Origin of the sequence: Variovorax sp. CCNWLW235 (assembly GCF_037204085.1) — a bacterium.
Taxonomy (GTDB): Bacteria; Pseudomonadota; Gammaproteobacteria; order Burkholderiales; family Burkholderiaceae_C; genus Variovorax.
The window spans coordinates 35,983-56,170 of record NZ_JBBCBW010000012.1 but is presented as its reverse complement, the minus strand read 5'-3'; the positions used below and the strand labels follow the sequence as shown (position 1 = coordinate 56,170).

The following is a 20,188-nucleotide window of genomic DNA, read 5'->3' as shown; positions in this document are numbered from 1 at the left end:
ATGGCTCCGCTGCATCGCCATCAACTCGCCCGGCTTTCCACCAGCGGCTGGGCCGCCGTGCTGGGCCGGCCATGGGACGAGCAGGCACGCGAATGCCTTGGGCATTGGGCGTCGCATCAACTGCCGCTGGTCGTGACGCGGCAGCCAGCCGATTCCGCTGCCAGCGAGCGGATCGCACTCGGCTTGCCGGCGCCCGCGCGCTGGGCGAAGCGCCGGCTTGCACTGCAGGTGCCGCACGCCGCGGTGCTTGGCCTCGACGAGTTCCCGCGGCTTGCCGACGTGCAAGGCCTGCTGCCACCGCCAGCACAAGGCGCGATCCGCGAACTGCTCGGCAGACTAGACGAACGCCACGCCACGGCGCGCGTGTTCGGCAGCTACGGCTGGCAGGCAATCAGCGGCCTCGATCACGTGCACGCGGCCTCCGATCTCGATCTGTCGGTCACCGTCGAGGGCGCGGCGCATGCAGATGCCGTTGCTCGGGCGCTTGCGTCGTTCGAGTTGCCACTGCTGCGGCTGGACGGCGAGCTTTTGTTCAACGACGGCTCGGCGGTGGCGTGGCGTGAATGGAACGAGTGGCGCGCCGGACGTGCACGGGCCGTGTTGGTCAAGCGGCTCGATGGCGTGAGCCTGCAACGCGATACCGCGTGGTGCGAGCATGCCCAAATGACGGAGCTGACCGCATGAAAAGCTCCGCCCTCTTGCTGCAGGCGCAGGCGCCGCTCACGCCGCCGATGATCGGCCGCGCCGCCACGCTCGCGCTCTACGACGAACTCTCGCTGTCGCCCAAGCCCGGGCTGGTCACGCTGATCGACCGAGGCAGCCACGACGACATGGACGCGCACACCTTCATGCGCAGCCTGTTCTCACTGCGCCGCTACTTCGTGCAGATTGCCGAGGCCGGCGCAGAAGGCGCGGATTTTCCGGTACTCGAACGGCATGGCATTGCGGCCGAGGCGCGCATGCTGGCCGCCACCGGTGGCGTCAACACGCACCGCGGCGCCATCTTCATGCTCGGGCTGCTGTGCGCCGCGGCGGGTGCCGCGCTGCGAGAGCAAGGCGGCGCATTGCACCCGGCCGGCTTGCGTGATGCGCTGCGCCGCCACTGGGGCGAGGCACTGGCCAGTCGCAGCCAGAGGCCGTCCGCATTGCCCGGTGGCATCGCTGCGCGGCGCCACGGCCTGCGCAGTGCATCCGAAGAAGCGGCGCTGGGTTTCCCGGTGCTGTTCGAAACAGCCCTGCCGGCATTGCAGCGCGCGCTGGCCCGTGGCCTCACGGCTCGCCAGGCCCGGCTCGATGCCTTGTTCCACATCATCGCGGTGCTGGACGACAGCAACCTGGCGCACCGCGGCGGCCTTGCGGGCCTGCGCGGCGCCCAACGCGCGGCGCAAGGCTTCCTGGACCGGGGAGGCATCGCACGGCCCCAAGGGCTCCGGGAGGCGCAGGCCATTGCAGACGATTTCGTGCGGCAGCGGCTGTCGCCCGGCGGCGCGGCAGACACGCTCGCCGCCGCCTGCTGGGTCCAGCGCCTGTGTTCGGCCCCATGAGCTACGCGCTGCTTTTCTCCGGCCAGGGCACCCAGCACCCTGCCATGCTTCCCTGGCTGGCGGACGACGCCATCGTGCGCGGCATGTGCTCGCAGCTTGGCATCGACGATTGGCGCGGTGCACTCGCCGATCCGGAATGGGCCCAGCGGAACGGCAACGCGCAATTGCTCCTGACGAGCCTTGCATTGGCAGCCTGGGGGCAGCTCGCGCCCCTGGTGCCACCGCCGGCCGCGGTGGCGGGCTACAGCGTCGGCGAACTGGCCGCCTTCAGCGCGGCCGGCGTCATCGATCCCGGCGCTGCGGCAGCGCTTGCGCCGCAACGGGCCGAGGCGATGGACCGTTGCGCCGCGCATACGCCCGGTGGCTTGCTGGCTGTCAGCGGCCTGCCGGAGCGGAGCCTCGAGCAGTTGCGCATCGAAACGGGACTCGAGCTCGCCATTCGCAACGGCGATGCCAGCGTGGTTCTCGGCGGCCCGGTTGCCGCGCTGGACAAGGCCGAGCGCACGGGCATGGCAGCCGGTGCGCACTGCACGCGCCTGCGGGTCAACGTCGCGTCCCACACGCCCTGGATGCGCGAGGCGGCAAAGAGCTTTTTCCACACCCTCGCGCAGGTGCCTTTTCGCGCGCCTCGCGTCGTGCTGTTCAGCAACACGGGGGAGCGCATGCACGATGCGAACTCTGCGCGCACGGCATTGGCGGCCCAGATTGCGCAGACGGTTCGTTGGGACGAATGCATGGAAAACATCATGGCGCGGCAGGTGCGCTGCGTGCTGGAGGTGGGGCCGGGCCAGGCGCTGGCACGCATGTGGAACCAGCGCTATCCCACCGTTCCGGCACGCGCCTGCGACGACTTCCGCAGTGCCGCGGCTATTGCAGCCTGGCTGAACAGCCATGCGGACTGATGAATCAGTTCGCTCGACGTCTTTGAATCGAACAACAGGAGATCCATCGTGAGCACCAAAGAACCTTCAACCGCTTTCGTTCCCACTCCGGAGATGAAGGATGCCCACGTGTACGGCATGGCCGCGTACGACAAGCTGGTCGCCGAGGTGGAGGCCGACTACAGCGGCTACTGGTCGCGCCTTGCACGCGAGTTCCTGAACTGGAAAACCCCGTTCACCCAAGGGCTCGACGACAGCCAGGCGCCCTTCTTCAAGTGGTTCGAAGACGGCACGCTCAACGTGTCCTACAACTGCCTCGACCGCCAGGTGGAGCGCGGCCTGGGCGACAAGACCGCGATCGTCTTCGAAGCCGACGACGGCCAGGTCACCCGCGTCAACTATCGCAATCTGCTCGCGCGCACCTGCCGCATGGCCAATGCGCTGAAGGCGCGCGGCGTGAAGAAAGGCGATCGCGTCGTCATCTACATGTCGATGAGCATCGAGGGCGTGGTCGCCATGCAGGCCTGCGCGCGCATCGGCGCCACGCATTCGGTGGTGTTCGGCGGCTTCTCGGCGCAGAGCCTGCGCGACCGAATCCAGGACGCCGGCGCGGTGATGGTCGTCACCGCCGACGAACAGGTGCGCGGCGGCAAGCAGCTTCCGCTCAAGGCCATCGTCGACGAAGCCCTTGCACTGGGCGGCTGCGAGAGCGTGAAGAACGTCATCGTCTACCGCCGCACCGGCGGGCCCATTGCATGGGTTGCCTCGCGCGACCGCTGGCTGCACGAAGAAACGCAAGCGCAGCCGGAGAGCTGCGAGCCCGAATGGGTGGGCGCCGAGCATCCGCTGTTCGTGCTCTACACCTCGGGATCGACCGGCAAGCCCAAGGGCGTGCAGCATTCCAGCGGCGGCTACCTGCTGCATGCGGCGCTCACGACCCAGTGGACCTTCGACCTGAAGCCGGACGACGTGTTCTGGTGCACCGCCGACATCGGCTGGGTCACGGGCCATACCTACATCGCCTACGGCCCGCTGGCGCTGGGCGCGACCGAAGTCGTGTTCGAGGGCGTACCCACCTACCCGGACGCCGGCCGCTTCTGGAAGATGATCCAGGACCACAAAGTGAGCGTGTTCTACACCGCGCCCACGGCCATCCGCTCGCTGATCAAGGCGGCCGAGGTCAACGAAGCCGTGCACCCCAAGCGCTACGACCTGTCGAGCCTGCGCATCCTGGGCTCGGTCGGCGAGCCGATCAACCCGGCCGCCTGGGAGTGGTTTCACCAGCATGTGGGCGGGGGGCGCTGCCCCGTCGTCGACACCTTCTGGCAAACGGAGACGGGCGGCCACATGATCACGCCGCTGCCGGGCGCCACGCCGCTGGTGCCGGGCTCGTGCACCCTGCCGTTCCCGGGCATTGCGGCGGCCATCGTCGACGAGACAGGTGCCGACGTGCCCAACGGCCAGGGCGGCATCCTGGTTGTGAAGAAGCCCTGGCCGAGCATGATCCGCACGATCTGGGGCGACCCGGAGCGCTTCAAGGCAAGCTACTACCCGCCGGAGCTCAAGGGCTACTACCTCGCGGGCGACGGCGCCATACGCGATGCGAAGACCGGCTATTTCACGATCACCGGCCGCATCGACGATGTGCTCAACGTCTCGGGCCACCGCATGGGCACGATGGAGATCGAATCGGCGCTGGTGTCTTGCACCGCCCTGGTGGCCGAAGCCGCCGTGGTCGGCCGGCCCGACGACACCACGGGCGAGGCGATCTGCGCCTTCGTCGTGCTGAAACGCTCGCGCCCCACCGGAGAAGAAGCGAAGAAGATCGCCAACGAACTGCGCAACTGGGTTGCCAAGGAGATCGGTCCCATCGCCAAGCCCAAGGACATCCGCTTCGGCGACAACCTGCCGAAGACGCGCAGCGGCAAGATCATGCGCCGGCTGCTGCGCTCCGTGGCCAAGGGCGAGGCCATCACACAGGACACCTCGACGCTGGAGAACCCGGCCATCCTGGAGCAGCTATCGGAACGGAACTGAGGGCAGCATCACGGCTCCGGCCGCCTCCATAGCCAGATAGCAACCACGGCCATGAGCAGCGGCGCGCCGATCTTCACGGCGATGTGGGCGCTGGTGGCAAGCAGCAGGGCCGAACTGAAGGCCATCATCCAGCTGGCCGCCCACTTCGCGCGTCGTGGTACGCAGCCTCCCTCCCGCCATTGCCGGATGTACTTGCCGTAGCGCGGGTGCCCGACAAGCCACTGCTCCAAGGCAGGCCAGCCGTGTCCGCCGGCCCAGGCGGCAGCAAGCAGAAAAGGCACCGTGGGCAGAACAGGCAGAAAGACGCCGAGCAGGCCAAGAGCAACCAGCATCAGCGCCAGCACACGCCAAAGCACTCTCGCGACGGAAGCGCCGAGGCGCCTCAACGGGCGCCTCCTCTGGAATGCTCTGACGAGAACGAGGGTTGCAGCATCGGCCGATGGTAGGCCACGGCCGATGGAAAAGGCCGGCCTGAGCTGCGACGCCCAGCTGAAAAGGGCGCCGGCCCAACTCAGGCGGCAGGCAGCGCTGCACTGGTATCCAGCGCCCAGATGCGTGCGAGCAGCGCGCCAGCACGTTCGCTCCCGATCACGGGCGACGCCAGTTCGAGAAACTTGCCCTCCAATTCGCCGTCGGTCAACGCCTGCTCGGGGTCGCCCTTGCGGTTGGGCTGAAGATGTTCGAGACGGCGCCCGTCGCGGGTGTGGATGACAACGCGCGCGGCGCGCTGTCCCGGAAAGGCCGCGTCCAGTTCCGGGTCGACGGCCAGGTCCATGCGCTCCATCAGCGCGCGCGTCCCCGGGTCCGCCAGCCGGGTCGGCTCGTACGCCGCCAGGCGCACGCTGCCATGCGCCAAGACCGTCGCCACAACGTAGGCGAGGCTGAAGCGCGCTTCGTTGGCCGTGGCCGGATGCGTGTAGCAGGCGATATCGAGCGCGGGGCGGTAAGTTGCCACCTGCACGCGCTCTATATCGCCGGCTTCCAGGCCATGGCGCTGTTTCAGTTCCAGCGCGCCGTCGATAGCGGCAAAGGTGTGGCCGCAGCCGATGTGGTTCTTGAAGGTCAGCCGCGTGATGTGAAAGTCCTGCCCCAGCGTCGCGCCGGCCTGCGACCAATCCGGGCCACTGCTCATGGCTTGGCCCAGGCCGATTTCTCCGTCCAATACGTCGAGCGAGCCGGTCACGCCCCGCGCCGCAAGCTGCGCCGCGAGCACCCCCGCCTCGGCGGCCCGGCCCGCATGCAGCGGCTTGGACATCGAGTCCATGCGGAACGCCTGTTGCAGGCCGGCAGTGAAAGTGGCGGCCGTTGCCAGCGCGTGCGCAAAGGCCGCTTCGTCGAGCGACATCAGGCAACCGGCGGCGGCCGCGGCGCCAAAGCTGCCGATGGTGCCGGTGCTGTGCCAATACTTGTAGTGCGCGCGGCCCATGACGACACCGATGCGCGTCGACACTTCATACCCCAGGACGACACCACGCAAGAACTCGATGCCGCTGGCGCCCGCATCCTGGCCGGCGGCCAGGGCGGCCGCAATGGTCGCGGCGCCTGGGTGGTACATGGCCTCGCGGAAACTGTCGTCCACTTCTGCCGCATGGGCGGCCGTTCCGTTGATGAGCGCCGCCGCGCGCGCTGTCGCCGGCCGGCCGAGAATGAGCGAAGCCCGGCCGCAGCCGAGGTCATCGGCCAGGACTTCTTCGAGCTGCCGAACAGGTGCAGCCGCCAGGCCGGGGAACACGGAGGCGTACCAATCGATCACTGCGCGCTTGGCGTGATGGATGACCTCGGGAGGCAGCGGCTGCCGATGGAAATCGGCTGCGTAGCGGGCAAATATTTCTGTCGCGTGCATATCAACTCTCCGAAGACGCGAGCACCACCACCCCGTCGGCGGCGCACACGCCCTGCCCCTGCGGCAGCACGAAGATCGGGTTGATCTCCGCTTCGAGCAAGCGGTTGCCGAGCTGGGCCGCCATTTGCGAGAAGGCGACGATCGCATCGACCAGCGCGTCGACATCGGCCTTGGGGCGGCCGCGAAAGCCGTCGAGCAAGGGCCATGTCTTCAGCTCGCGCGCCATCGAAAGCGCCTCCTCGCGGCCGAGGCCCCCCTGAGCAGGAAGCAGCCGCATCGCGGTGTCCTTGAACAGCTCGGCGGTGATGCCGCCCATGCCCAGCAGAATGGCCGTGCCCAGGGCGTCGTGGTGCACGCCCAGGATCAGCTCGGTGCCGCCGCCGACCATTTCCTGCACCAGGAAGCGCTGGGGCCGCACGCCAGTCTTGCTCTCGACTTCGGAGGCCATCACCAGCAGGCGCGCGCCCACCGTCTCAACCGTCATGTTCACGGCAACGCCGCCGACGTCGCTTTTGTGCGTGATCTCGGCCGAAAGAATTTTGAGCACGACGCGTCCGCCCAGTTCGCGGGTCGCGCCTTCGGCCTCCGCCGGCATGGTCACGACCCGCTCGCGCGCGCAGGGCATGCCAAAACGGGTGAACAGCTGCTTGGCTTCTGCTTCGTCGAGGGAGCCCTCGGGCAGATCGTCGATGCGCACGTCGGCCGCAGGCTCGCTGGGCAGCTTCGGCTCTTGCCAGCTGCTGGCATTCAGCATGGCGCCGAGCGCGCTGGTGCAGCTTTCGGCAGCCGCAAATGCCGGCACGCCGCGCTGCGTGAGCAAGGCCGCCACTTCGGGTGCGTGCGGGCTCACGTAGGCGATCACCGGCTTGTCCGAATTGGGAAGGCAGTCCTGGATGGCACCCGCCATCAGCTCCGGCATGGCCAGGCTGGAGGAGCCGACGATGATCGCCAGCGCGTCATAGCTCGGGCTCTTGAGCAGAACGTTGATGGCGCCGCGCAGCAGGTCGGGTTGCAGGCCGGCCAGGGTCACATCGATGGGGTTGCGGTCGAGCACGGCGTGGTCGCCGCTCTGCAATGCGCGCAAGGCCTCGGCCGTTGCGGCGTCCGGCGCGGGCGTCTCGAATCCTCGCATGCCCAGGTCGTCCGAAACCAGGGTTCCCGCTCCGCCGGTCGAGGTCAGGATGGCCACACGCTTGCCGCGCAGCTTGCGGCCCGTGGCCAGTGCGACCGGAATGTCGAGCAGGTCGCCGAAGGTCTGGGCGCGAATCACGCCAACCTGCCTGAACAAAGCGTCGTACATGCTGTCGGCGCCCGCCAGTGCGCCGGTATGCGACACGGCAGCCTTGGCGCCGGCCTCGGAACGGCCGATCTTGAATGCCACCACCGGTTTGCCCGCGCGAGCCGCCTTCAATGCAGCGGCCCGAAATTTCTCGGCGTTGCGGACGCTCTCCACGTACAGGGCAATGACTTTCGTGCCCGGGTCGTCGGCCAGGTAGTCGACAAAATCGGCCAGGTCCAGATCGACTTCATTGCTGGTCGAGATCAACTTCGACAAGCCGATGCCGCGAGCCGCAGCACGCGAAAGCAGCGCACCCAGAATGCCTCCGCTTTGCGAGACCACGCCGATGCCGCCGACCGGAAAGTGGTCCATCTCGAGTGCGCCGCTGGCAGAAAGCACGATGTTGTCGGTCAGATTGACCAGTCCGATGGTGTTGGGACCGAGGATGCGCATTCCGCCCGCCGCCTCGATGAGTTGCTGCTGGCGCCGTGCGCCCTCCTCTCCGGTTTCCGTGTAGCCGCTGGCAAGCACGATGGCCGCGGCCGTGCCCTTGGCCGCGAGTTCGCGCACAGCCTGATGCGCCCGCTCCGCGCCCAGCAGCACGATGCCCACATCGGGTGTGCCGGGAATCGAGGCGATGTCCGGGTAGCAGGCCAGGCCGCCGACGGAGTCGACGCGCGGATTGACCGGGTAGATCTCGCCCGTGAATCCGTGCTTGCGCAAATAGGCCACGGGCCGGCCGGCGGTCTTGGCCGCATCCGCCGATGCGCCGATCACCGCAACGCTGCGCGGCTGGAGCAGCCTGGCGATGGCGTTCATCTCAGTCATTTCGTCATCCCGTTCTTTGCACTGCTCCTGGCCAGGAAGGCCATCACCGATTCGCGGTGCTCTGTGCTGGTGTAGCAAATGCCCTGCGCCTGGCTTCCCTGTGCAAACACCTGGTGCGCGGAGAGTTCGAAGCTCTGGTTGAGGATCGTCTTTCCAAGGGCCAGCGCGGTGGCCGATCCCTTGCTCATCTCGGCCGCCCAGCGCTGCGCATCGGCAACGAGTGTTTCGGCACTCGCCTGGCGATCGGCAATGCCGAGGCCGATGGCCTCTTCGAGTTCGACCTTCCGGCCGCTGAAGATCAGCTCCTTGGCTTTCGAGAGGCCGACCCGGCGCGGCAGGAAGTACATGCCGCCGCCATCGGGAACGATGCCGCGATTGATGTACGACCACGTGAAGCTTGCCGCATCAGAAGCGATGATGAAATCGCACGCCAGCGCCGTGTCCGCCCCCAGGCCCGATGCCGCACCATTGACCGCAGCGATCGTCGGCTTGGGCATGGTGTGCAGCAGCGACTGGGTGTGGTGCACGCGCTGCTGGCGGCTCCAGCCATTGAAGCCGACCTCGCCCGCCGGAGCCTGCATGCGCCGCTCCATGCCGGCAACGTCTCCGCCGGCGCAAAAGCCCTTGCCGCGCCCCGTGAGCACCAGCGCGCGAATCGACTTGTCGTTGGCCACATGCTCCAGCGCCGCGATGAATTGCGTGCGCATATCGTCGCTCATGGCATTGCGCTTTTCGGGCCGGTTCAGCCACAGGGTGGCGATGCCGGCTGCAACTTCGAGCTCGATCAGTTGTTCATCAGTCATTTCGCCGTTCCTCCATTCGTTTGTTCATTCATTCGTTGGTGATGTTGTTTTCCTTGACGACCTTGCGCCAGCGCGCTTCCTCGCCCTTGGCGTACTTGTCGAAGTCCGCCGGCGAGCCCGCGTTGATCACAAGGCCCTCTCCTTCCACGCGCTTGCGAAAGGCCTCCGTCTGCACGGCCTTCCTGGCCGCAGCGTTCAGGCGCGCGACGACATCTGCGGGAGTGCCTGCCGGCGCATACAGGCCGTACCAGCTGTCGGCCACGTAGCCGGGTACGCCGCTTTCGGCAATCGTCGGCACCTTGGCAAGGGCATGGGCCGGTGATCGCGTGGCCGTGGTTACCGCGAGCGCGCGCAGCTTGCCGTTTTCGATGAAGGTGCCCACCGCCGCGGCGGTTGCGAACATGACATCCACCTGGCCGCCCATCAAATCGTTCATGGCCGGACCGGCACCGCGGTAGGGAATGTGGGTGATGTTCGTCTTCGTCAGGTTCCTGAACAGTTCGCCGGCAAGGTGCGCCGAGGTTCCCGCGCCTTGCGATGCGAACGACAGCTTTCCCGGGTTCGCCTTGGCGGCGTTGATGACGTCCTGCACCGACTTGAGCGGGCTTTCCGCCCGCACCACCAGCACGTTCGGCGACACCCCGACGAGCATGACCGGTGCAAAGGCCTTCTCATGGTCATAGGGCAGCTTGCTCTGGATGCTGGGGTTCACCACATGCGCCACGGTGGCCATCACCAGCGTGTAGCCGTCGGGCGGTGCCTTTGCCACCGCGTCCGTTCCGATGATCGTGCCGGCGCCAGGCTTGTTGTCGATGATGATGGGCTGGCCCAGCTCCTGGCCCATCGCAATGCCCATGGTCCGCGCGACGAGGTCGGTGCCGCCGCCGGGTGCGAACGGCACGACGATCTTGACGGGCTTGTCGGGAAAGGCTGCGAGCGCCGCCGTCGAAACAGTCGCGGCTGCCGCTGCGGTCGAGAAAAGAACCAGGGCGGTCCTGAAGCGTGCCCAGAGCAGGCGTTTTTGCATGGTTGTCTCCAATTGGAATAAGGGCGGAAAGAAGCAGGATCGATGGCGGATCGGTCTTCTCATCGAGTGCATCGAGCTTAGGTTTTCAATGCGTCTCGCGCAGCCCCCTATTTCCAAGCAGTGGAATTAAACTGAAGCCCTTTCCTTCAGTCCTGAAACTCGTGCCCACGCCCGCCAGACGCCAACATTTCGAAGAGCCGACGCTCAACCGCTCGCTGGAGCGCGGAATCGAGATCCTTCGGGCCTTCAGGCCCGGTGCCGATCTGCTGGGAAACGGAGACATCGCCGAGCGCACCGGGCTTTCGCGCGCCACCGTGAGCCGCCTGACCCAGACGCTGGTCGAGTCCGGAATGCTCGAGCACGACCGCACCCTTCGGGCCTACCGGCTTGCGGCGCCGGTACTGAGCTTTGCCCACGCCATGCGGGCCGGCTCCCCGGTGTTGAACACGGTTGCTCCGCTGATGCGGAACCTGGCGGAAAAGCTTCGCATCAACGTCGGCCTGGCTGTCGCCGACCGCGACGAGATGGTCTACCTCGAATCGGTGCGCTACAACCGCAAGGTTTCACTGCGCAACGTGGTTGCGGGCCAGCGGGTGCCAATGGAGCTCACGTCGCTCGGCCGGGCTTACCTGGCGGTCGCCGAAGAGCCCAGGCGGCGTGCCCTCATGGCGCAGTTCCGCGAAAGGCGCGAAAGCGGCTGGAACCGGATTCGCGACGAGATCCGGAGCGCGGCCCGAAGCGTGGCCGAGCGCGGCTTTTGCGCGGCGGCCTGGCAACCGGAGGTGGTTGCCCTTGCCACGCCGGTCGTGGCGGAAGGCCGGCCTGTCTACGTGCTGAACGTGAGCATCACCACAAAGGCCGATATTGCCGAGGCCGAGGCGATGCTCGCAGGCCCGCTGCTCGCGCTTTCGGCGGATGTGAAGGCCGCGCTTGCTAGTTCCTGCTAGTCGATCCTGATGTTGGCTTCCTTCACCGCCTGACCTATCTTCGAAAGGTCCTCGCGAATGAGCTTCCTGAACTGCTCGGGATTCGACTTGGCGGGAACGAAGGAAAGCTCCGCGAACTTGGCCTTGAGCGCGGGAGTGTCGACCGCCTTGGCAATTTCTGAATTGAGCCGGTTCGTCACGGCCTCTGGCATGCCTGCCGGCCCCCAGATGCCATACCAGGAGAGAAGTTCGAAACCAGGAATGCCGCTCTCGGCCACGGTGGGTACGTCTGGCATGCTGGCAACGCGGGTCTTGCTGGTAATGGCTATCGCACGCAAGCGTGCGCCCTGCACGAACGAGCGCACGCCGGGCATCGGCGAAACCGCCGCCGACACGTGGCCACCAACCACGTCCGTCAACTGCGGAATCGCGCCTTTGTAGGCGATGATTTCCATGTTGAGCTTCAGCGCCCGGTTGATCATTTCCTCGCTCAGGTGGCTGGTCGTTCCCAGGCCCGAGGTCGCCCAGGTGTATTTGCCGGGGTTGGCCCTGACCAGCGCGGCAAACTCGCCGAGGTTCTTTGCGGGAACATCGTTGTTTACCGCCACGAGAAGGGGCACATAGCCGATCTGCCCGACAGGCGTGAAGTCCTGCTCCGCGTCGTAGGTCTTCTTTGCCACCACGAGGGGCATGTAGACCTGGCTCGACGCGTTGAACAGCAAGGTATAGCCGTCGGCCTTGGCCTTCTTGACATTCAACGAACCGAGCACACCCGAGGCGCCGGGCAGGTTCTCGATGACGATGGGCTGGCCCAACTGCCTCTGCAACTGGTCGGCAACCATGCGTCCCACCGTATCGATCGATCCGCCCGGCGTGTAGGGAATGACCATCTTGATGGGCTTGTTCGGGTATTCGCTTGCCGCACATAGCTGGGCACCTGCGAAGGCGGCGCCCAGCAACACGAATTTTGCGAACGAAGCAGTTTTCTTGAACATGGAGTGTCTCCTTGGATTTGTATGGCCTTGAACAGATAGGGCGTCACGCGGAATAGATCGCGCGGGCAAAGACCGCGATGGCGTCGCTCATCGCCTGCGGTTGTTCTGGGGCCATGGCATGCCCCGCATCGCGAATGACCTGCACAGTGACCCGGTCGCCCAGATATGGCTTCATGACATTCGGGATCACCACGGCATCGTGCTCAGCCTGCAGGTCCAGGATGGGCACGCTGTCACCGCCAGAGAAATAGTCATCGACCGGCGTCATCTCGCGCGCCCTGCCCTGTGCCTCGTGTGCCGCGGGATACCAGCCATCGAGCCATACGGCCGGGTCATGGCCCGGTGCAAAGAAAGCCTTGCGAAGGCATTCCAGCCGCCGTTCGATTGGAAGGCTCAGGTCGCCGGCTCCGTCGATCTCGTCACGAAGCCGGCTGTACGGCTTTTCGGTGGACCCCGGAGAAAGCTTTCCCGCGGAGGCCGCGGCCATGACGATGCCGCGCACCAGGTCGGGCCGATCGGCCGCGAGGGTGCGCGCCGGCTGGCTGCCCCACGCATGCCCCACGACGACGATGCGGCCGGTTGCCTCATGGTCGAGCACCGCGGCGACGTCGCGGGCAAAGTCGTGAAGGTCCAAGTTCTCCATGGGGCCGCGGCTCGAGCCCACGCCTCGAGGGTCGGGGCGCAACACGCGGAACCCCGCGGCTGCCAGCTTGGCGGCGACTTCGTCGTAGTCACGTCCCGAGCGTGCAAGCGACGGAAGAATGCAGATGACCGGGCCTCGGCCTTCGTCGCTGAATTCGATCTGCACCTCTGCACCCGAAGGGGGCGAGCGATACGCGATGAGCTTGCGCTGCAGTGGCGCCGTACGCGCCGGATTTGTTTGGGTTTCGGTGGACATGGAGGCGAGTTTCCCCGGCACTGCCATCACCGGTAAGGGCATGGAACCTATATCAGCTATGCCTGGCGGCTATGCCCCTCTCTCCGTCTCTTCTGGTCAATAGCGCTGGCGAAAGTCCAGTTCCTGCAGCAGTTGCGCTGTCCCTCGGGTGAGCCGGGTTGCGGGGCGCGCCTTGGGAGTGGCGAGTACCAGCGCATTCCAGATCGCTGGTGGCCCGATGGGCGCACGGGGCAGCAGCTCGTCGCCAGGCGAGCCCAGCGCGCTCTCGGGAAGCACGGTGCAGCCCACGCCCGTTTGCACGAGGGAGATGACGGTACGAACCGCACCCACCTCGGCGAGCACCTTCAGCTGGATGCCGCGTGAACCAAGCACCGAGTCGAGCAGATGCCGGATTGCGTTGGGGGCACTCGGCAGCACCATCGGGTAGTTGGCAAGCGCAGCCAGGCCGACCCGCGGCGGCAGCTTGCTCTTGGGCGGCGCAACCAGCAGGAGCTTTTCGCGCATCAGCGGCTGGAACGCGAGCTGCGGCGACGTTGCCGGGTCGAAGAGAAGTGCCAGGTCGAGTTTGCCCGCGAGGAGCGACTCCCGAAGCGCGACGCTCAACCCTTCGAGCACCGTAATCACCGCGCGCGGAAACCGTTCGCGAAACCTCTGGACCAGCGGTGTGCTCAGACCCAGTGCCACCCGCGGCGGCATTCCCACGATGATCCGGCCGCCGGGGCTTTCATCCATTTCCTGAAGCTCGTCTCGCGCTCGCCGCGAAATGTCGAGCATTGCCCGCGCATGGACGAGCAAGGCATCGCCCGCTTCGGTGGGGGACACGCCGCGCCCGGTTCTTACAAGCAGGCGCTGCCCGAGATCGGCTTCCAGCAATGCAATTTGCCTGCTGAGGCTGGGCTGCGCAAGGTTCAGTTCTGCGGCGCCGCGGCTGAAACTGCCCGCGTCCGCCACGGTCACGAAGTAGAGCAGCTGGCGAAGTTCCATAGCCAATGAGCATAGCTGATATAGAAGCAATGTCCTTACGAGGGCGCAGTGGCTTCGCGACACTGGCGCCATGACAACCACCCTGCCCCCGCGCGCGTGCAACGCCCACTGCCATGTCTTCGGGCCACGTGCGCGCTTTCCCTACGCACCCGATGCGACCTTCGTTCCGAAGGAAGATGATCCCAAGGAGCAGTTGTATGCGCTGAACGACAGCCTCGGCCTGGAACGCTGCGTGGTCGTGCAGTCGGCCTGCCACGGCTTTGACAACCGCGCGACCGAAGATGCCGTCGCCTCCCGCCCGGCGAGCTATCGCGGCATCGCGCTGCTGCCGACCGACGTTGAGGACGCCGAGCTGAAACGTCTCGATGCAGCGGGCTTTCGCGGTGTCCGTTTCAACTTCATGGGGCACCTCGGACGGCACACGCCCATTGAAGATGTGTTGTCCCTGGCGGGCCGGTTCGCGTCGCTCGGCTGGCACCTGCAGATTCACGGCGACCCTGCTTTGCTGACTGAGCTCGGACCGGCATTGCGGCGCTGCCCCACGCCCGTGGTGATCGACCATATCGGCCGCATCGACGCGGCGCTCGGCGTGAACCAGCCCTATTTCCAGGCCTTGCTGAAGCTCATGGCCGATGAGCGCTTCTGGGTCAAGGTGAGCGGCATGGACCGCATCACGCGGCTAGGCCCGCCTTATGCCGATGCCCAACCGTTCGCGCGGATGCTGGTTGCGGAGTTCGGCAGCCGGGTGGTCTGGGGCAACGACTGGCCGCATCCCAACCACGCAGGGCCGGTACCCGACGAGCAGCAACTGGTCGACCTCATCGCAAAGATCGCGCCCACGCCGTCCGCGCGCGACGCGCTGCTGGTGCACAACCCTGAACGCCTTTATCAATTCGGAGACAACACATGAGCCTTCGCTTCAAGGACAAGATTGCAATAGTCACGGGCGCCGGATGCGTTGGCGCCGGCTGGGGCAACGGCCGTGCCATTGCGGTGCGGCTCGCGGAGGAAGGCGCCAAGGTGCTGGCGGTCGACCGCGACCGCGCGCGGCTGGACGAAACGCTTGAACTGGCCGGCGAAGCGCGCGACTCCATCACGCCCTGGGTGTGCGACGTGACCAGCAGCGAGAGCGTTGCCGCCATGGCTGCGGCATGCGTGAAGACTTACGGGACCATCGACATCCTGGTCAACAACGTCGGCGGCTCCGCTGCCGGGGGCCCCGTCGAGCTCTCCGAAGAGGTGTGGGACTCGCAGGTCGACATCAACCTGAAGAGCGTGTTCCTCACCTGCAAGCATGTGCTGCCGACCCTGCTTGCCAAAGGGGCCGGCGCCATCGTCAACATCGCGTCCACCTCGGGCCTGCGGTGGACCGGGAGCGCGCAGGTCGCGTACGCCGCCACCAAGGCCGGGGTGATTCATCTCTCGCGGGTGGTGGCGGTGCAGCATGCCGCGCAAGGCGTGCGCGTCAACTGCGTCGTGCCCGGCCAGCTGCATACGCCGATGGTCGAGACCCGCCTGGCCAAGCAGCGTGCGGGCGGCGACGTCGAAGCCCTTCTGGCCCAGCGCCAGAAGCGCATTCCGATCGGCTTCATGGGCGACGGCCGCGACACCGCCAGTGCGGTGCTGTATCTCGCCAGCGACGAGGCCCGGTTCATCACGGGCACCGAGCTCGTCGTGGACGGCGGCATGACGGCGCGCTGCGACTGAACGATCAAGCAGCCAACCCAACAGAACGAAGAGAGACATTCACAATGGTCAAACGGTATCTGCTCACCGTCGCTCTTTCCGCCGCCCTGGCGGCCACCGCCCACGCCCAACCCAAGACGACGCGGATCGTCGTCTCGTTCACTTCCGGAGGTCCAGTCGACGCCGTCGCGCGCGCCATGTCCGAGCAATTGGGCAAAGAGCTGGGGCGCACGGTCATCATCGACAACAAGCCCGGAGCCAATGGCGCGATCGGCGCGGTCGATGTCATGAAGTCGGCCCCCGACGGCGGAACGCTGTGGTTCACCAGCGTCGGGGCGGCGGCCATCAACTCTTCGCTCTACGACAAGCTCCCCTACGACATGCAGCGCGACTTTGCGCCGGTCTCCCTGGTCGTCAACAACGTCGAGCTGCTGGTCGCGCAGCAAGGCAACCCGGCCAGGGACGCGGCGGAATTTGTCGCGGCAACCAAGAAAAAGGCCGACCCGACGCCGATGGGCTCGTCGGGCACGGGAAGCATTCCTCACCTGGCCATCGAGCAGTTGGCCGACTCGACCGGCGCCAAGCTGCTCCACATACCCTACAAGGGTGCCGCGCCCGCGATCGCCGACCTCATGGGCGGGCAGGTCAGCGGTTTCTTCGGCGACGTGCCGGGCCTGCTCGGGCATCTGCAAGGCGGCAGGCTCAAAGCGCTCGGCGTTGCATCGAGCAAGCGCCACCCTTCCCTGCCTGACGTGAAGACGCTCGAGGAGCAAGGCATCCGCGGCGTGGACACCAACAACTGGTACGCCCTTTTTGCCCCGGCCAAGACGCCGCCGGACGTGATTGCGGCGCTCAACAAGGCGGTGCGCAACACCTTGGCCGAGCCTGCCGTGCGAGAGAAGCTGCTGAAGACAGGTACGGAGCCCGTCGGATCGACTCCCCAGGAACTGGCGGCCATCCAGAAGCAGGATTCCGACAAATGGGCGAAGCTGGTGCGCGCCAAGAACATCAAGGCCGAATGATGACGAACACCTCCATTCGTGTTCCCCTCGTTCAGCCAGGCACGCGGCCTGAACTGGCCGAAGTCGAAGCCCGAATCATGGCCGAGCGCGGCCGCGTGTCGCTGCTCTATCAGGTGCTGCTCAACAGCGGGCCGATCGCATCCGGCTGGGAACGCATGCTTACCGCGGTTCGCAACCAGACCGGCGTGCCCGCCGATCTTCGCGAGCTGATGATTCTTCGCGTGGCGGTACTCAACGGCGCCAGCTTCGAGTTCGACGCCCACGTGCCTCATGCGCAGAAGGCGGGCCTCAGCATGGAGAAGATCGACGCCGTCCGAGACGCTTCGATTGCAGACGTATTTGCGCCTCCTGAGCGCCTTGCTCTTGAGCTGACCGATGCGATGACCCGCGACATCAAGGTGCCCGATGCGCTCATGGCCAGGGTCCAGCAGCATTTCGACCCGAAGGGCGTGGTCGAGGTGGTTGCCACCGTTGCCGCGTACAACATGGTGTCGCGCCTGCTCGTGGCGCTCAATGTCGCGCACTGAGGAGAGCGGCAAATGAAAGATCTCTGGCTTTTCAAGCATGATGCCGCGACCGGCGCGCTGCCTGACGCCGTCCACCTTGCACCCGGCACGCAATGCTGGCAGTCGCTGGAAGGCCCCTGGACTTACGTGTACGCACCGGACGGCGCCGATCCGGAAAGGCATGCCACGGGGTCAGGCACATCGCGGCACCGGTTGCGGTGCCTTCAGATGCTCGATGGCGCGTCTGCGGGCCAGGGCGCGCCCTATCACTACATCGTCGAAACCGATGTGCTGGCGGGGCACGAAGACGACTTGAACGCCTGGTATGCACAGGAGCATCTGCCTGGCCTGGCTTCCGTTCCCGGAACGGTACGCGCAGCGCGCTACCTCGACGCAACGGGCTCTCCGCGCTACTACGCTTGCTACGACCTCGCGAGTCCAGACGCCCTGGGCAGCCCCGCATGGCTAGCCGTTCGCGCAACGGCGTGGAGTGCAAGGGTCCGGCCGGCTTTCCGGAACACGCGACGAACGATGTTCCGCCGGGGCTGAGTTGCCGAGTCTTGCTTGCCTAGAGCTCCAGCACCAACCGCCCCTCGCAGGCACGCGAACAGCAGGCCATCATCCGCGTGTTGGCCTCTCGCTCCGGGCGGGTCAGCACCATGTCGCGATGGTCCACCTTGCCGGACAGCACCCGCACTTCGCACGAACCGCAAAGGCCCTCCTCGCAGTCGCTCTGCACATCGACGTTTGCCGCGCGCAAGGCGGACAACAGGGTCTGGTCCGGCGGCACGGTGACGACCAAGCCTGAATCCTTCAGCTCGACTTCGAACGCATGTTCCTTCGAAGGGTCGAGCGTGGCCAGCGTCGATTCGAAATGCTCGACGCGCAAGGCGCCTTCGGGCCATGCGGCGCAGCAGCCTTCGAGCGCCTCGAGCATCCGCAGCGGACCGCAGGCATAGACCTGGGCACCGGCCGCCGGTTCGGCGAGCAGCGACGGCAGATCGCAGCGCCGGCCTTCGTCGCCCGCATAGACGTGCAGCCGTTCGCCGTGCAACGCCGCAAGCTCGTCCAGAAAGGCCATGTGCGCGCGGCTGCGGCCGCTGTAGTGCAGCTCGTAGTCGATGCCCAGCGCCTTCGCGCGGTGCGCCATTGCGCTCACGGGCGTGATGCCGATGCCGCCCGCGATGAAAATCGCCTTCTTCAGCGACTCGTCGAGGCGGAAGTGATTGCGAGGCCCGCGAATGCGCAGCCGGTCGCCGGCTTTCACTTGCGCGTGCACCCAGGCCGACCCGCCGCGGCCCTCGGGCTCGTGCAGCACCGCAATCTCCAGCACGCCGGCTTCGTCCGGGTCACCGCAAAGAGAGTACTGGCGCGACAGCTCGGGCGAGCCGCATTCCACGTCGATGTGCGAACCCGCGGTCCAGCGCGGCAACGGCTTGCCATCGGGCGACACCAGGCGCAGCTTCACCACCCCCTCGGCCACGCGCGTCACGCGCTCCACCACCACGGGCCGCGACACGGCGTGCCGCGATGTTTCGCCGACGCGCACCGGCAACTGCGCCTCGCGGAGCGCCGGATTCCTGCGTTCGGGGTTGGCGGCAGGGTCCCACTCGACCCACAGGTGCTCGGGTCCGCGGAACGAGGTGTTCGGCACATAGGTGAAGCGCTGCTCCGCAAGCCTCATATGCGGCAGCCTTCGCGTGAACTCCGAGAGGAAGACCTGCATTTCCATGCGCGCAAGGTTCTTGCCCATGCACTGGTGCGACCCGTAGCCGAAGGTCAGGTGGTCGCTCGCGTTGTCGCGGCGGATGTCGAACAGGTCGGCGTCGGCGAAATGCGCCTCGTCGTGGTTGGCCGACGAGGTGACGATCAGGAGCCGCGATCCCGCCGGCAAATCGACGCCGCCCACCTGCGTGTCCCTGGTGACAAGGCGCCGCCACGCGGCCACCGATCCGTTGTGCCGCAGGCACTCTTCCACCGCGTTGGGAATGAGGCCAGGGTCTTCGCACAGCTCCTGCCACGCCTTGGGGTGCTGCAGCAGCAGCTTCACCGCGTTGGCGGTGGCATTGGCGGTGGTCTCGTGCGCGGCCACAATGCCGGCCATCATCATCGAGTGCAGGTACGAATCGGTCACCACCTCCGGGTGCTGCTTCTGCTTGCGGATGCCGTACTGCATCCAGCCGGGCGCGTCGGGGTCTTGCCGCATCTTCTCGAGCACCTTGCCGGCGTACTGCCAGAAATTGCCCACTGCATGCGCCACGGCCACCTGCTCCTCAGGCTTGGGCCGGCCCCAGGTGTTGACGGTGTGCGCAATCGAGTATTTGCGCAGCGTGTCCATGTCTTCCTCGGGCACGCCAAGGAAATGCAGCGCCACCGTCAGCGGAATTTCCCACAGCATCTGGTCCACGAGATCGGCCTTGCCGTCGTCGATGAAGCGGTCGACATAGGTGCGGGCCAGCTCGCGCACCATCGGCTCGTGGTGCTTGAGCGCCTCGGGCGTGAACGGGTCCATCAACACGCGGCGGCGCGGCATGTGGGCGGGCTCGTCCTCGTTCACCAGCGTGCGGTTCAGCGCAAAGCCATAGGAGGCGAGCACGGCATTGGCCTCGTCGCTCGTAGGCGTGATTTTCTCCAGCGCATTCGAAGGACTGAAGGTGATGTTGTCGCGAAACACAGCCTTGATGTCGTCGTAGCGCGTGATCACCCAGTAGCCGAGCCTGGGGCTGTAGAAGATCGGCTCCTTCTCGCGCGCCCAGCGCACGTACTCGGGAGGGTCCTGCTGGTAGCCGTCCTCGAAGGGATCGAACTCGGCGGCGCGCGCGCTCACGGGGCAGCCGGTGGGCGTGCGCTCTGCCGACAGCGGCCCGTGCGCGACAGGACAGCCCGACGAACGCGAGGGAATGGCGGTATCTGACATAGGCGGTGTTCC

Annotated in this window: 19 protein-coding genes; 10 read left to right on the top strand and 9 right to left on the bottom strand. The window is 66.4% G+C overall.

Going from position 1 to position 20,188, the window contains the following annotated elements; all coding sequences use genetic code 11:
• The 4 genes from mdcG to acs all read left to right on the top strand — a co-directional run bounded on the left by mdcG (window position 1) and on the right by acs (window position 4,462).
• Complete coding sequence (mdcG, locus tag V9L21_RS15130) at window positions 1-684, top strand: malonate decarboxylase holo-[acyl-carrier-protein] synthase (protein ID WP_337313146.1); 684 nt, start codon at window positions 1-3, stop codon at window positions 682-684.
• On the top strand, window positions 681-1,544 hold the full coding sequence (mdcB, locus tag V9L21_RS15125) for a triphosphoribosyl-dephospho-CoA synthase MdcB (protein WP_337313145.1): 864 nt from the start codon (window positions 681-683) through the stop codon (window positions 1,542-1,544). The genes mdcG and mdcB overlap by 4 nt, the downstream gene beginning before the upstream one ends.
• Complete coding sequence (locus V9L21_RS15120) at window positions 1,541-2,446, top strand: acyltransferase domain-containing protein (protein ID WP_337313143.1); 906 nt, start codon at window positions 1,541-1,543, stop codon at window positions 2,444-2,446. Before mdcB ends, V9L21_RS15120 begins: the two co-directional genes overlap by 4 nt.
• Window positions 2,447-2,539: 93 nt before the next feature.
• Window positions 2,540-4,462 carry an acetate--CoA ligase gene (gene acs / locus V9L21_RS15115; RefSeq protein ID WP_337313313.1) on the top strand — a complete coding sequence of 641 codons (1,923 nt, stop codon included), beginning with the start codon at window positions 2,540-2,542 and terminating at the stop codon, window positions 4,460-4,462.
• Between the two features lie 8 nt (window positions 4,463-4,470).
• On the opposite strand, the gene V9L21_RS15110 is transcribed toward acs, so the two are convergent.
• The 5 genes from V9L21_RS15110 to V9L21_RS15090 form a co-directional block, all read right to left on the bottom strand.
• Complete coding sequence (locus V9L21_RS15110; RefSeq protein ID WP_337313141.1) at window positions 4,471-4,848, bottom strand: YbaN family protein; 378 nt, start codon at window positions 4,846-4,848, stop codon at window positions 4,471-4,473.
• A 125-nt stretch (window positions 4,849-4,973) separates the two neighbouring features.
• Window positions 4,974-6,305: an MmgE/PrpD family protein gene (locus tag V9L21_RS15105; RefSeq protein ID WP_337313139.1), complete on the bottom strand. Its 1,332-nt coding sequence runs from the start codon at window positions 6,303-6,305 to the stop codon at window positions 4,974-4,976.
• A 1-nt stretch (window position 6,306) separates the two neighbouring features.
• Window positions 6,307-8,412 carry an acetate--CoA ligase family protein gene (locus V9L21_RS15100; protein ID WP_337313137.1) on the bottom strand — a complete coding sequence of 702 codons (2,106 nt, stop codon included), beginning with the start codon at window positions 8,410-8,412 and terminating at the stop codon, window positions 6,307-6,309.
• Window positions 8,409-9,215, bottom strand: coding sequence for an enoyl-CoA hydratase/isomerase family protein (locus V9L21_RS15095; protein WP_337313135.1), 807 nt, complete (start codon window positions 9,213-9,215; stop codon window positions 8,409-8,411). The genes V9L21_RS15100 and V9L21_RS15095 overlap by 4 nt, the downstream gene beginning before the upstream one ends.
• Window positions 9,216-9,243: 28 nt before the next feature.
• Window positions 9,244-10,242: a tripartite tricarboxylate transporter substrate binding protein gene (locus V9L21_RS15090; RefSeq protein ID WP_258506317.1), complete on the bottom strand. Its 999-nt coding sequence runs from the start codon at window positions 10,240-10,242 to the stop codon at window positions 9,244-9,246.
• A gap of 161 nt (window positions 10,243-10,403) precedes the next feature.
• Here V9L21_RS15090 and V9L21_RS15085 point away from each other — a divergent pair, with 161 nt between their 5' ends.
• Entirely contained in the window at window positions 10,404-11,189 is a 786-nt protein-coding gene (locus V9L21_RS15085) for an IclR family transcriptional regulator (protein WP_337313132.1), read from the top strand.
• Here V9L21_RS15085 and V9L21_RS15080 read toward each other — a convergent pair.
• The 3 genes from V9L21_RS15080 to V9L21_RS15070 all read right to left on the bottom strand — a co-directional run bounded on the left by V9L21_RS15080 (window position 11,186) and on the right by V9L21_RS15070 (window position 14,045).
• A complete protein-coding gene (locus V9L21_RS15080; protein WP_337313130.1) occupies window positions 11,186-12,163 on the bottom strand; it encodes a Bug family tripartite tricarboxylate transporter substrate binding protein in 978 nt (325 codons plus the stop codon). The two genes, V9L21_RS15085 and V9L21_RS15080, sit on opposite strands and share 4 nt — an antisense overlap.
• Window positions 12,164-12,206: 43 nt before the next feature.
• Window positions 12,207-13,061, bottom strand: a complete 855-nt coding sequence (locus V9L21_RS15075; RefSeq protein WP_337313128.1) for an alpha/beta fold hydrolase — start codon at window positions 13,059-13,061, stop codon at window positions 12,207-12,209.
• A gap of 96 nt (window positions 13,062-13,157) precedes the next feature.
• On the bottom strand, window positions 13,158-14,045 hold the full coding sequence (locus V9L21_RS15070) for a LysR substrate-binding domain-containing protein (protein ID WP_281150838.1): 888 nt from the start codon (window positions 14,043-14,045) through the stop codon (window positions 13,158-13,160).
• 70 nt (window positions 14,046-14,115) lie between these two features.
• On the opposite strand from V9L21_RS15070, the gene V9L21_RS15065 reads away from it, so the two are divergent.
• The 5 genes from V9L21_RS15065 to V9L21_RS15045 are packed head-to-tail and all read left to right on the top strand — an operon-like array spanning window position 14,116 to window position 17,808.
• Window positions 14,116-14,955, top strand: coding sequence for an amidohydrolase family protein (locus V9L21_RS15065; protein WP_337313127.1), 840 nt, complete (start codon window positions 14,116-14,118; stop codon window positions 14,953-14,955).
• Window positions 14,952-15,752 (top strand): SDR family NAD(P)-dependent oxidoreductase, encoded by an 801-nt coding sequence (locus V9L21_RS15060; protein WP_281150840.1) that lies wholly within the window; start codon window positions 14,952-14,954, stop codon window positions 15,750-15,752. The genes V9L21_RS15065 and V9L21_RS15060 overlap by 4 nt, the downstream gene beginning before the upstream one ends.
• A 44-nt stretch (window positions 15,753-15,796) precedes the next feature.
• A complete protein-coding gene (locus V9L21_RS15055; RefSeq protein ID WP_337295708.1) occupies window positions 15,797-16,753 on the top strand; it encodes a Bug family tripartite tricarboxylate transporter substrate binding protein in 957 nt (318 codons plus the stop codon).
• Window positions 16,753-17,280 carry a carboxymuconolactone decarboxylase family protein gene (locus V9L21_RS15050; protein ID WP_337313311.1) on the top strand — a complete coding sequence of 176 codons (528 nt, stop codon included), beginning with the start codon at window positions 16,753-16,755 and terminating at the stop codon, window positions 17,278-17,280. Before V9L21_RS15055 ends, V9L21_RS15050 begins: the two co-directional genes overlap by 1 nt.
• 12 nt (window positions 17,281-17,292) lie before the next feature.
• Window positions 17,293-17,808, top strand: a complete 516-nt coding sequence (locus V9L21_RS15045; RefSeq protein WP_337313124.1) for a hypothetical protein — start codon at window positions 17,293-17,295, stop codon at window positions 17,806-17,808.
• Window positions 17,809-17,827: 19 nt separating this feature from the next.
• On the opposite strand, the gene V9L21_RS15040 is transcribed toward V9L21_RS15045, so the two are convergent.
• Window positions 17,828-20,176 (bottom strand): cytochrome P450/oxidoreductase, encoded by a 2,349-nt coding sequence (locus V9L21_RS15040; RefSeq protein ID WP_337313122.1) that lies wholly within the window; start codon window positions 20,174-20,176, stop codon window positions 17,828-17,830.
• Window positions 20,177-20,188 lie beyond the last annotated feature (12 nt).

Bases quoted from the DNA above. Each gene is read 5' to 3' on its own strand.
- mdcG (WP_337313146.1), top strand. From the start codon at position 1: ATGGCTCCGCTGCATCGCCATCAACTCGCCCGGCTTTCCACCAGCGGC.
- mdcB (WP_337313145.1), top strand. From the start codon at position 681: ATGAAAAGCTCCGCCCTCTTGCTGCAGGCGCAGGCGCCGCTCACGCCG.
- V9L21_RS15120 (WP_337313143.1), top strand. From the start codon at position 1,541: ATGAGCTACGCGCTGCTTTTCTCCGGCCAGGGCACCCAGCACCCTGCC.
- acs (WP_337313313.1), top strand. From the start codon at position 2,540: ATGAAGGATGCCCACGTGTACGGCATGGCCGCGTACGACAAGCTGGTC.
- V9L21_RS15105 (WP_337313139.1), bottom strand. From the start codon at position 6,305: ATGCACGCGACAGAAATATTTGCCCGCTACGCAGCCGATTTCCATCGG.
- V9L21_RS15100 (WP_337313137.1), bottom strand. From the start codon at position 8,412: ATGACTGAGATGAACGCCATCGCCAGGCTGCTCCAGCCGCGCAGCGTT.
- V9L21_RS15095 (WP_337313135.1), bottom strand. From the start codon at position 9,215: ATGACTGATGAACAACTGATCGAGCTCGAAGTTGCAGCCGGCATCGCC.
- V9L21_RS15090 (WP_258506317.1), bottom strand. From the start codon at position 10,242: ATGCAAAAACGCCTGCTCTGGGCACGCTTCAGGACCGCCCTGGTTCTT.
- V9L21_RS15080 (WP_337313130.1), bottom strand. From the start codon at position 12,163: ATGTTCAAGAAAACTGCTTCGTTCGCAAAATTCGTGTTGCTGGGCGCC.
- V9L21_RS15075 (WP_337313128.1), bottom strand. From the start codon at position 13,061: ATGTCCACCGAAACCCAAACAAATCCGGCGCGTACGGCGCCACTGCAG.
- V9L21_RS15070 (WP_281150838.1), bottom strand. From the start codon at position 14,045: ATGGAACTTCGCCAGCTGCTCTACTTCGTGACCGTGGCGGACGCGGGC.
- V9L21_RS15065 (WP_337313127.1), top strand. From the start codon at position 14,116: ATGACAACCACCCTGCCCCCGCGCGCGTGCAACGCCCACTGCCATGTC.
- V9L21_RS15060 (WP_281150840.1), top strand. From the start codon at position 14,952: ATGAGCCTTCGCTTCAAGGACAAGATTGCAATAGTCACGGGCGCCGGA.
- V9L21_RS15055 (WP_337295708.1), top strand. From the start codon at position 15,797: ATGGTCAAACGGTATCTGCTCACCGTCGCTCTTTCCGCCGCCCTGGCG.
- V9L21_RS15050 (WP_337313311.1), top strand. From the start codon at position 16,753: ATGACGAACACCTCCATTCGTGTTCCCCTCGTTCAGCCAGGCACGCGG.
- V9L21_RS15045 (WP_337313124.1), top strand. From the start codon at position 17,293: ATGAAAGATCTCTGGCTTTTCAAGCATGATGCCGCGACCGGCGCGCTG.
- V9L21_RS15040 (WP_337313122.1), bottom strand. From the start codon at position 20,176: ATGTCAGATACCGCCATTCCCTCGCGTTCGTCGGGCTGTCCTGTCGCG.